This window comes from Dietzia sp. DQ11-38-2 (assembly GCF_014145055.1).
In the GTDB taxonomy this organism is placed as follows: domain Bacteria; phylum Actinomycetota; class Actinomycetes; order Mycobacteriales; family Mycobacteriaceae; genus Dietzia.
Window position 1 is genome coordinate 1 of record NZ_JAALDW010000011.1, and the last position, 9,669, is coordinate 9,669.

The window sequence follows — 9,669 nt, forward strand, 5'->3', positions numbered from 1 at the left end:
TCCCGAGGCGGGGCGGGCGGACGCTGCGCCAACTCCCGGGTGTGCTCGGCGAACGCGGCCGCCGGGGGCAGACAGGTCCCCGGCTCGAGGCCACACGCGAGATCGTCCAGGCAGGAGCAGAAATCCCGCAGCAGCACGAGCAGCGACCACGCGTCCACGTGCGAGTGGTCCAGCCCGATCACCACCACCGGGCGCTCGTCCGGGTCCTCGGGTTCCACGAGACACAGCGCGTGCGACGGCGTCGCGAACGGGCAACAGGCCTGGTCGAAGACCCTGCGCAGCACCGCTCGGGGGTCCTCACCGTCCCCCGGCTCCTCCACTCTCCAGCCGGTGGGCCGCACAGCGACTGGCTGGAGCCGCAACTCCTCGCCGCCCCCGGCATCACCGTCGAGAACCGTCTGCAGGGTCCCGTGCCGGGAAACCACCGCGAGCCACGCCCGCGCCACCATCTCGCGGTCGGCGGGGAACGGCAGGGCGAACGCGACCGCCATCCACGACCCGGAGCGACGGCCCAGAGAAGCATGGCGCGCCTGGTCGAACGACGGCGGCGTGGCCTCGCCCTGAACTGGGGTGACATGTGTCGCAAACCGGTGCACGACGCCGGACGGGAGCGACATCCGCGTTACGGTGGTGAGCCTCATGGTCCGCACGGTAGGAGCGGCGTGTTACGGGGAAAGGCGCGGATTGTGACGACGACGAGACGGCCACCTGCCCGGGCCGGCCATAGCGGGACGGCCCTCGCCCACGACCTCAGAGGCGACGGGCACCCGGTCGTTCAACTTCACGGCCTGTCCTCGAGCCGACGACGCGACGAGGTGTTCGGGTTGGACCTCACGGCGGGCCGGGACGGTCTGCGGGTCCTGCGGTACGACGCCCGGGGCCACGGCGGGTCACCGGGGTCCGTGGACCCCACGGACTACACCTGGCCGGCTTTGGCTCGCGACCTCCTGACCATGCTCGACGAGTTCTTCCCGGGCCGACGGGTGCACGGGGTGGGGCAGTCGATGGGCGCGGCGACCCTGATCACCGCGGCCGTTGCGGAGCCGGACCGGTTCGCCTCTCTCACCCTCGGGATCCCGCCGACCGCGTGGGAGTGGCGGCGCGAGCAGGCAGCCCTCTACGATCTGGCGGCCCGCCAGGTCGAACGCTGGGGAGGGGCCCGGTGGGCCGAGAAGACCCGGCAGCCGCCCACCTCTCCCGCGATCGACCCCGGACGCCCGTTCACCGTCCCGGACGTGGCGGACGAGTATCTGCCCGCGGCATTCCGGGGCGCGGCCCTGAGCGATCTCCCACCGCGCGCAGAGGTCTCGGGGGTCGACGTGCCGGTGCTCCTCCTGGCCTGGCCGGACGACCCCTCGCATCCGCTCGCCGTGGCCGAGGAACTCCAGGTCCTGCTCCCCGACGCCCGCCTGGAGGTTGCGCAGACCCCGTCCGAGGTGGCGCGGTGGCCCCGGGTGGTGGGCGACCTCGTGCACCGGGCCGGGGACTGACCGCCCGACCGTCCGGTGGCAGGTCCGCGGGCATCGACAGCACACTGGGCCCATGCACGCGACACAACGACAGATCATCGACGCCCTCGGCGTCCGTCCCCGGATCGACCCCGCCGACGAGGTGGAACGCCGGGTGCGGTTCCTGGTCGACTACCTCAGCGCGAGCGGGGCGAAGGGCTTCGTGCTCGGGATCTCGGGCGGCGTGGACTCCTCGTTGGCCGGACGCCTGGCACAGCTGGCGGTGGAGAGGATCCGCGCAGACGGCGGCGAGGCGGTCTTCGTGGGCCTGCGCCTTCCCTACCGCGTGCAGCACGATGAGTACGACGCGGCGATGGCCGTGGAGTTCGTGGGCGCCGACGAGACCCTCACGGTGAACGTCGCCCCGGGCGTGGACGGGCTCAACGGTGAGATCGGGCAGGCGACCGGGACGGAGTTGACGGACTTCACCAAGGGGAACACCAAGGCCCGCCACCGGATGGTCGCGCAGTACGCCGTGGCAGGGGACCGCGGCCTGCTGGTGATCGGTGCCGATCACGCGGCCGAGAACGTCACCGGGTTCTTCACCAAGTTCGGCGACGGCGCCGCCGACCTCCTGCCCCTGTCGGGCCTGAACAAACGCCAGGTCCGGGCGCTGCTCCGTCATCTGGAGGCGCCGCGGCAACTGTGGGACAAGGTGCCCACCGCCGATCTCCTCGACGAGGCCGAGGGCCAGACCGACGAGGAGGAACTGGGAATCGCCTACGACCACATCGACGACTACCTCGAGGGGCGCGAAGTCCCCGAGGGGGCCGCCGAGACGATAGAGGCGACCTGGCACTCCAACCGCCACAAGCGCACGACCCCGGTCGAGGTCGCCGACACCTGGTGGCGGCAGGACGAAAGAGCCGGCGATCGGGCCCACGGTCAGACGGCGCTCGTGGTGATCGACATGCAGAACTCGTACTTCGAGTTCCCCGAACTGGCCGAGGTGCGGGACGAGTTGGTCGGGGCGGTGAACGAGCTCATCCGCACCGCGCACGACGCCGGACGACCGGTGGTCCTGGTCCGGACGGAGCACGCAGAGGACCGCTCCACCTGGACCCTCAACATGCACGAGGACGACCAGGGGTTCGCCTTCCCCGGCACCGATCAGGCGCGGTTCCTCGACGATCTCGTCACCGGGGACCACGTGGAAGTGGTCAAGACCAGGGACAGCGCGTTCTTCCGGACCGATCTGAGGGCCCAACTGGATCGACTCGGCGCGGGCCACCTGCTCGTGTGCGGGGTGTCGACGCACAGCTGCGTGGCGCAGACCGCCATCGACGGCTTCGCCGAGAACCTCCACGTGGCGGTGGCTCGCGGAGCCATCTCCTCCGACAACTCCCCGCTCTCGGAGGCGCTACTGGAATTTCTGCAGGACCAGATGCGCCAACCACTGCTCGATCGTTCGCAGAGCCTGGAGTTGCTTCGCACCGGCCACTGGCCCGGGTGAGCCGAGCGGCCGGCCGGCTCACCGGGAGCCGACCGGCCGCCTCTCGGTGCCGTCCGGGTACCTCGCGAAGCGGGTCTCCTCGTGCGCGTGCACGGGATCGTTCCGATCCAGGTGCCAGGCCCCGAAGACGCCGGCGCGGTACTCCTCCATGGCGGTGACGATGTCCTGGCGGGTGGTGCCGACGAACGGCCCCTGTTGAACGACGGGCGCGCCGATAGGCCGGGCCTGCAGCACGAGGAACGCCGCACCGTCCGGACCCGCGGTCACCGTGACGGCCTCAGGGGCGAGCACTGCCGCGTCATAACCGAGTCGCTGAGCGTCGACGGTCAGGTCGCCGCCGTAGTTGTAGAGGACCCGGGTGGCGGACGGGTCGAACGCCGGGAGTTCGGTACTGACACCGGGGTCGAGGGTGACGATCCAGATGGCGAGGTGACTGTCCGGCCGCGCGGCCCAGGAGTGCGGTGGCGGGTCGAGCGCCCGGACCCCGTCGATCTCGCCGGCGATCACCCGGAACCGGGCGGCGGATCCCTCCTCGCCACGGACGACGACGGGAGTGTCCTCCGACCAGAACATGTCGAAGTACGGCTCCGCGGACTTGTCCTCGGGGGCCAGGTTGAGCCAGATCTGGAACAGCTCCATCGTGTTGGGAGCGTCGGGATCCAGCAGGGGGAACATCTCGGAGTGCGAGATGCCGGCACCCGCGGTGAGCCACTGGGTGTCGCCGTGCCCGAATCGCGCGGCGGCGCCCAACGAATCGGCGTGGTCCACCACGCCGTCGAGGACCACCGTCACGGTCTCGAATCCACGGTGCGGGTGCTGGGGGAAACCGGGGACCTCGGAGCCGTGGTACATCGACCACCCGTCCTTCCCGGAGAAATCTCCCCCGATGGACCGCCCCTCGAGCGAAGCCGCGGGACGCATGGTCCTGCCGTCGGCCGGGGGGAACTCGTCGCGGTGGTGGACGGCGAACAGGAACGGGTCGACGCCCGGCCACTGCGCTCCGAGCGGGACTACCTGGCGGATGGCGGACACTGGCTTCTCCTGTGTGACGGGACGATATTTGCTGTCGCGTCATACAACTTCGGCGGGCGCTGAATTGTTCCCGCCCGCGCCTCAGCCCCGGGCGACGACCCCGGTCACCGGGATCCGCCCGGCGACCGCCTGCCGGAAGTTGAGCACGGCGCGCTGGACGTGGTCGCCGGTGGAGACCACGACCGCACCGGTGGTCCCGCGCTCGCGGAAGATCCGGTCCGTGAACTGCGCGTTCTGGACCGTCGAGTTGGAGTTGCCCTCCTCGGTGATCCGCCACGGCGCGATGCCCGCACCGCGGAGCCAGTCGCCCATCGCGCGGGCCTCCGTGCGACCGTTCTGCGGGACACCCCCGGTCACGATGACGCGGGCGGTCGGATACTGCCGGGCCAGCCGGAAACCGGTCCGCAGGCGCTCCTCGAGCACCGGCCGGATGCCCCCGTCGGGGCACAGTCCGGCGCCCAGGATCACGATGTCCGTGGTGAACGGATTGATCGTGAGCACCGCCGGATCGTCACTCGTGAGCACGTCCAGGCCGCCGCACATCTGGAGCATCGACGGGTCGACGTGCTGGCACCCCACCATGGTCAGCCCGTTGTACAGTGCCGTGCCCGACGGCATCTCCGCGGAGCCGGCGGACGCGGTCCCCACTCCGGCGCCCAGTGTGAGTGTCAGTGCCGCCGCGGACGCGGCCGCGACGAGACGGGTGTGTGTCCTGCGCACGATGGCGTTCCTCCCCCGATAACGATATGAAGAATTCGTGACTCGATAGTTATCGTCGGACACGGTACCGCTGTTACCTGTGAGGCACGATGGTGGAAAAACCGCCGGGTAACGTGCTCGGCATGCTCGAAGGATACGACAAATCGGCCGCCGTTCGGTACCTCTGCCGGGCGGACCCCGAGCTCGGTCGTCACATCGAGTCCGTCGGTCCGTGCACCCTCACGCCCGCCCCCGATTCCGGTCCGCACGCGCTGTTCGACCGACTGGCCTCCTCGATCCTCTCCCAGCAACTGTCGGTGAAGGCCGCCGCGACGATCGCCGGCCGTCTCCGCGAGCGGGCGGCCGGGCCCCGGCACCTCGAACCCGTTCTCCTGAACACCCTCTCCGACGACGAGATCCGCGCGTGCGGGGTCTCCCGCCCCAAGATCGCCGCGCTCCGCGACCTGGCCGACGCGGTGGGGACCGGACGGATCCCCACTCTGACGGAACTGCAGGGGTTCGACGACGACGAGGTGGTCGACTCCCTGACCACGGTCCGCGGGGTGGGCCGGTGGACCGTGGAGATGCTGCTGATCTTCCTGCTGGACAGACCTGACGTGTTCCCGGTGGCCGATGTCGGCATCCGCCGGGGATTCGAACGGGTCACGGGGCTCGACGGACCGGCCACCGCCGCCCAGATGCTCGGCCGCGCCGAGGCCTGGGCCCCGTACCGTTCGGTCGCGTCCTGGTATCTGTGGCGGGCGGTCGACCAGACCGGTCAGGCGGTGCCCGCGCCACCCCCGCCCCCGGTCGGGTAGAACGGACGCATGGCAACCACCGCATTCAAGGGAAACCCCGTCACCACGTCCGGCGAGCTCCCCGCCGTCGGCACCACCGCTCCGGCCTTCGACCTGGTCGGCACCGACCTCGCTCCCGTGACCTCGGAGTCACTGGCGGGCACGCGCGTCGTGCTCAACATCTTCCCGAGCGTCGACACGGGCGTCTGCGCCCAGTCGGTCCGGACCTTCAACGAGAAGGCCACGGGCCTGGACAACACGGCGGTCATCAACGTCTCGGCCGACCTCCCGTTCGCGCTCAAGCGGTTCTCCGCCGACGAGGGGATCGAGAACGCGTCCGCCGCGTCCACCTTCCGCAGCGATTTCGCCTCGGAGTACGGCGTCAAGATGACGGACGGCCCCCTGGCCGGCCTGTGCGCACGGTCGGTCGTGGTGCTCGACGCCGATGGCTCGGTGGTCTACACCCAGCTGGTCGACGAGATCACCACCGAGCCCGATTACGACTCCGCCCTGGCCGCGCTCGGCTGACCCGCCTCGACACGACCGCCGGCCCGCCTCTCCCAGACAGGCGGGCCGGCGGTCGTTCACCCGGCGCGAGCCGGGCACCCCTGCGATCAGGCGCTTCCCGCGGGAACCGGGGCGAACCGGCGGGTGGCGTCCTCGAGCTGGTCGAAGAGAGTGGCCAGCTCCCCCGCGCGCCGCTCGTTCGGCTGGAGACCCTCGTCTCCGAACTCGGTGAACAAGCTCAGCGAGACCTGCTGGCGGACTCCGAACATCCGGAAGTTCGCGATGATCTGGCGCCACTGCTCCACGGCGCGTACTCCGCCCTCGGCGCCGTAGGAGACGAAGGCGACCGGCTTGTCCGCCCATTCCTCACCGAGCACGTCGTAGGCGTTCTTCAGGCCGCCGGGCACTCCGTGGTTGTACTCGGGGGTCACGAAGACGAAGGCGTCGTAGGAATCGATCGCCTCGCTCCACCGGGTGACCCGCTCGTCGTCGTACTGCTTGTCGGCGGCACCCGGCACGGTGGCCGAGGTGAGCAGGGGGACGTCGAAGGATTTGAGGTCGACCAGGTCGTAGGTCGCGTCTTCCCGCGTCGCGGCCTCCGCCGTGACCCAGTCGGCCACCGCCGCACCGGCCCGATCGTCGCGGATGCTGCCCAGGATGATGCCGATCTTCACTGTCTTCTCCTTCGTCGGTCGTTCTGGTGGACACCCTGACCGTACTTGAGTGACACGACACCAATCTACCGTGAGCCGTACACAGTGATCGACGCCACCGCACACACCCGGCCCCGGTCATCCCGTGTGACCGCGTGCGCTATCCCCCAGCTGCGGCCGTCGTGGAGGGCTTCGGCGCGCACCGTCACCGGGCCGACGAGGGGGATCTGACGCACGTACCTGACGTCGAGCGAGGACGAGCTGACCTCGCGCTCGTGTGGGAACACCGCGGCACCGGCGATCTCCGCGGCGGCGGCGAAAACCCCACCGTGCAGGTTGCCCAGCGGGTTGGCGAGCGCCGGCTCGGGCGCGATCACGGCCTCCACCGCCCGGGTGCCGCCCTGCCCGTCGTGCCCGTGGTCCAACGACAGGCACAACACCTCGGCCAGTGTTCCCGGCGCGAGCGCCGAGGGCCACGGTGGCTCGGAATCGTAGCCGTCCGGGTCGACGACCCCCGAGATCTCCATCGACTTCACCAGACCCGCGGCGATCACCCCGCCGTCGTCGTCGACCACATCACCCCGAGTGGTGAGGCAGGGTCGCGAAGCGCCCGAAGGGGTCCACGAACTGGTCGGCGACCGGCTGGTGCCAGCTCACGGCGCCGTCACCGTCCACGCTGAAGGTCAGCCCCAGTCCGGGTTCCGGGCCGTTGTGCGTCGACTCCCTCATCCGGGGACGCTAACACGTGTTCCACTCGTGCCCCGGGGTCTCGGATGGCCGCACAATGGAGCGGTGTCCCCCCGAGCCGCCACGCCACGGACGATCCCCCTGACCGGCGAGGTCCTCACGACGCCTCGTCGCTGGCCCATCCGCACGGCCACCACGGTGATCGCCACGGCCATCGTCATCCTCGTTCTCTCCGCCGCGGCCGGAGGCGCGTGGCTGTTGCTGCGCACCGCCGCCCACAACGCGATCGACACCGTGGACCGGGCCCGGGCCGTCGACGTGGCGGGGGTTCTCTCCGAGCGCGGACCCCGGGCAGCCCTCGATCTGGTGGCCGAGCCACTGTCCGGCGTCGATCTGGTGAGGATCGTCGGGCCCGGGGACCGCCTGCTCGCCGCCCAGGTCACCCGCGGCCTCGAGGACGTGCCGCCCGTCCCCGCCCCGGCGGCCGGCGAGATCGCCAGGCACCAACTCGAGTCACCCGGCGGAGCGGACCTGCGGGTGACGTCGGTCGGTGTGGATCTCGGTGGCGTGACGTTCGCGGTGGAGGTGGGTACGGACACCGACCGGTACGACACCGTTCTCGCCGCGGGCGCGATACTCTTCCTGTCCTTCGTTCCCGTGGCCGGGCTCGCCACAGCGGTGTTCGTGTACTACGCGATGGGGCGCGTGTTGCGGCCGGTGGAGTCGATCCGGTCCCGGGTCGCGGAGATCTCCGCCTCCGGGCGTGGCGAGCGGGTCCCGGTGCCCGAGGCGGAGGACGAGATCGCCCGCCTGGCCCGCACGATGAACGCGATGCTCGCGCGGCTGGACGCCGCACGGACCGCGCAGGTGGCCTTTGTCGGCGACGCCTCCCACGAACTACGCAGCCCGCTGTCCACCCTGTCGACCCTGCTGGAACTGTCGTCGACCTCGGGCACCCCGGTCGACGTGGAGACCGTGGACGACCTCCTGCTGCCCGAGGTCCAGCGGATGCGGTCGATGGTCGAGGACCTGCTCCTGCTGGCGAAGAACGACGAGCGTGGTGTGCCGTTGCGACGCGAGGACGTGGACCTCGACGACATCGTCCTCTCCGAGGTGGCCCGGCTCCGCGGTCTGGGTGGACTCGAGGTCACCGGAACGGTGGAACCCGCCCGTCTGGTCGGCGACCCCGACGCCCTGCTGCGGGTCGTGCGCAACCTGGTCGAGAACGCCCGACGGCACGCGCGTGAGGCCGTGACGATCGGGCTCACCGTGGATCGCACGGACCCCGCGGGACCCCGCGCCGTGATCACCGTCGACGACGACGGCGAAGGGGTGCCGCCCGACCAGCGGGCCACGGTGTTCGACCGCTTCGCCCGACTGGACGCCGACCGCGCCCGGGGCACGGGGGGATCCGGTCTGGGTCTGGCGATCGTCGCCGAGATCACCCGGTCTCACGGAGGCGCGGTGCGGGTCGAGGACTCCCCCGCGGGCGGAGCGCGTTTCGTCGTGGATCTGCCCGTCGAGACCCTCGGAGAGCCGCCCGACCTGCCGTGAGCGCTCCGGGTGGACGCCACCGCGGTCGGCACCTCCGGCCAGGACGCGAGCGGATAGGCTCGTCTGTCGTGTGGGCCCGCCGGAATCGCCTCTCCGACCTCTTCGACGCCGAGGACGCGTGGACCCGACCGTTGCCGGAGAACTACCTCCGGGCCGACGCGGCCCTCGCCCTGGCGATGTTCGCCTGCTCGGCGCTGGGTCTGGAGATCCTCCGGAGCATGGGCGTGTTGGGCGGGGAGAGCGCCCCGCTCTGGGCCCAGTACACGGCCATGGCGAGCGCGGCGGCCCTGCTCGCCCTCCGGCGCCGCCTTCCCCTCCTCACCGGCCTGGGGGCGACCGCGCACCTGTTGATCATCGGCAGCGTGATGCCCCTGGTGATGGGGCAGGTCTCGCAGCAGGTGCTGTACTTCATCGCCGTCTACTCCGCGGTGGCGTGGGCCCGCGACCGGAGGGCGCTGGTGGGGGTCGCGGTGGCGATCGCCGCCGCTCTGGTGGTGTGGATGACCTGGTACCTCGCGCTGGGTTCGGGGATGCAGCAGATCCTCGACTCGCTCGACGACGCCGACCGCTCGTCGGGCCTCGTCCCTCCGGTGCCCGCCTATCTCGTCTACACCGCGCTCATCAACATCGTCTACTTCGGCGGCGCGGCCGCCCTCGGAATCGCCTCCTGGCGAGGTGCCCGCCGCCGCCACGCCCTGGCCGACCAGGCCGAGACCATCGAGGAGCAGGCCGAGGCCCTGCGCGACCGCGCCGTCGTCGAGGAGCGCCTGCGCATCGCC

At 71.0% G+C, this 9,669-nt stretch carries 10 protein-coding genes and 3 pseudogenes; 7 read left to right on the forward strand and 6 right to left on the reverse strand.

Annotated elements, in window-relative coordinates:
• Positions 1-641: pseudogene (locus G6026_RS00470) on the reverse strand (peptide synthetase); the annotation flags it as partial.
• A gap of 45 nt (positions 642-686) precedes the next feature.
• Between G6026_RS00470 and G6026_RS00475 the strand changes: the two are divergent.
• The 3 genes and pseudogenes from G6026_RS00475 to G6026_RS17845 all read left to right on the forward strand — a co-directional run bounded on the left by G6026_RS00475 (position 687) and on the right by G6026_RS17845 (position 2,961).
• Entirely contained in the window at positions 687-1,490 is an 804-nt protein-coding gene (locus G6026_RS00475; protein ID WP_182611926.1) for an alpha/beta fold hydrolase, read from the forward strand.
• Positions 1,491-1,542: 52 nt separating this feature from the next.
• Positions 1,543-2,361 (forward strand): annotated as a pseudogene (gene nadE, locus G6026_RS17840) (ammonia-dependent NAD(+) synthetase); the annotation flags it as partial.
• A gap of 48 nt (positions 2,362-2,409) precedes the next feature.
• Positions 2,410-2,961 (forward strand): isochorismatase family cysteine hydrolase, encoded by a 552-nt coding sequence (locus G6026_RS17845; RefSeq protein ID WP_309230204.1) that lies wholly within the window; start codon positions 2,410-2,412, stop codon positions 2,959-2,961.
• An 18-nt stretch (positions 2,962-2,979) separates the two neighbouring features.
• On the opposite strand, the gene G6026_RS00485 is transcribed toward G6026_RS17845, so the two are convergent.
• Positions 2,980-3,993, reverse strand: a complete 1,014-nt coding sequence (locus tag G6026_RS00485; RefSeq protein WP_107757604.1) for a pirin family protein — start codon at positions 3,991-3,993, stop codon at positions 2,980-2,982.
• A gap of 81 nt (positions 3,994-4,074) precedes the next feature.
• Positions 4,075-4,713: a YdcF family protein gene (locus G6026_RS00490; RefSeq protein ID WP_182611928.1), complete on the reverse strand. Its 639-nt coding sequence runs from the start codon at positions 4,711-4,713 to the stop codon at positions 4,075-4,077.
• A gap of 122 nt (positions 4,714-4,835) precedes the next feature.
• Between G6026_RS00490 and G6026_RS00495 the strand changes: the two genes are divergently transcribed.
• Complete coding sequence (locus G6026_RS00495) at positions 4,836-5,510, forward strand: DNA-3-methyladenine glycosylase (RefSeq protein WP_182611929.1); 675 nt, start codon at positions 4,836-4,838, stop codon at positions 5,508-5,510.
• A 9-nt stretch (positions 5,511-5,519) separates the two neighbouring features.
• The gene (tpx, locus tag G6026_RS00500; RefSeq protein WP_107757606.1) at positions 5,520-6,017 is read left to right on the forward strand and encodes a thiol peroxidase; all 498 of its coding nucleotides are present in this window, start codon (positions 5,520-5,522) and stop codon (positions 6,015-6,017) included.
• An 86-nt stretch (positions 6,018-6,103) separates the two neighbouring features.
• Here tpx and G6026_RS00505 read toward each other — a convergent pair whose 3' ends face one another.
• The 3 genes from G6026_RS00505 to G6026_RS17035 form a co-directional block, all read right to left on the reverse strand.
• Positions 6,104-6,670 (reverse strand): NAD(P)H-dependent oxidoreductase, encoded by a 567-nt coding sequence (locus G6026_RS00505; RefSeq protein ID WP_107757607.1) that lies wholly within the window; start codon positions 6,668-6,670, stop codon positions 6,104-6,106.
• A 65-nt stretch (positions 6,671-6,735) separates the two neighbouring features.
• On the reverse strand, positions 6,736-7,224 hold the full coding sequence (locus tag G6026_RS00510) for a hotdog fold thioesterase (RefSeq protein WP_231750389.1): 489 nt from the start codon (positions 7,222-7,224) through the stop codon (positions 6,736-6,738).
• Between the two features lies 1 nt (position 7,225).
• Positions 7,226-7,378, reverse strand: coding sequence for a hypothetical protein (locus G6026_RS17035; protein ID WP_241725971.1), 153 nt, complete (start codon positions 7,376-7,378; stop codon positions 7,226-7,228).
• A gap of 63 nt (positions 7,379-7,441) precedes the next feature.
• On the opposite strand from G6026_RS17035, the gene G6026_RS00515 reads away from it, so the two are divergent.
• Complete coding sequence (locus tag G6026_RS00515) at positions 7,442-8,890, forward strand: ATP-binding protein (protein ID WP_309230203.1); 1,449 nt, start codon at positions 7,442-7,444, stop codon at positions 8,888-8,890.
• Positions 8,891-8,958: 68 nt separating this feature from the next.
• Positions 8,959-9,669: pseudogene (locus G6026_RS00520) on the forward strand (histidine kinase); the annotation flags it as partial.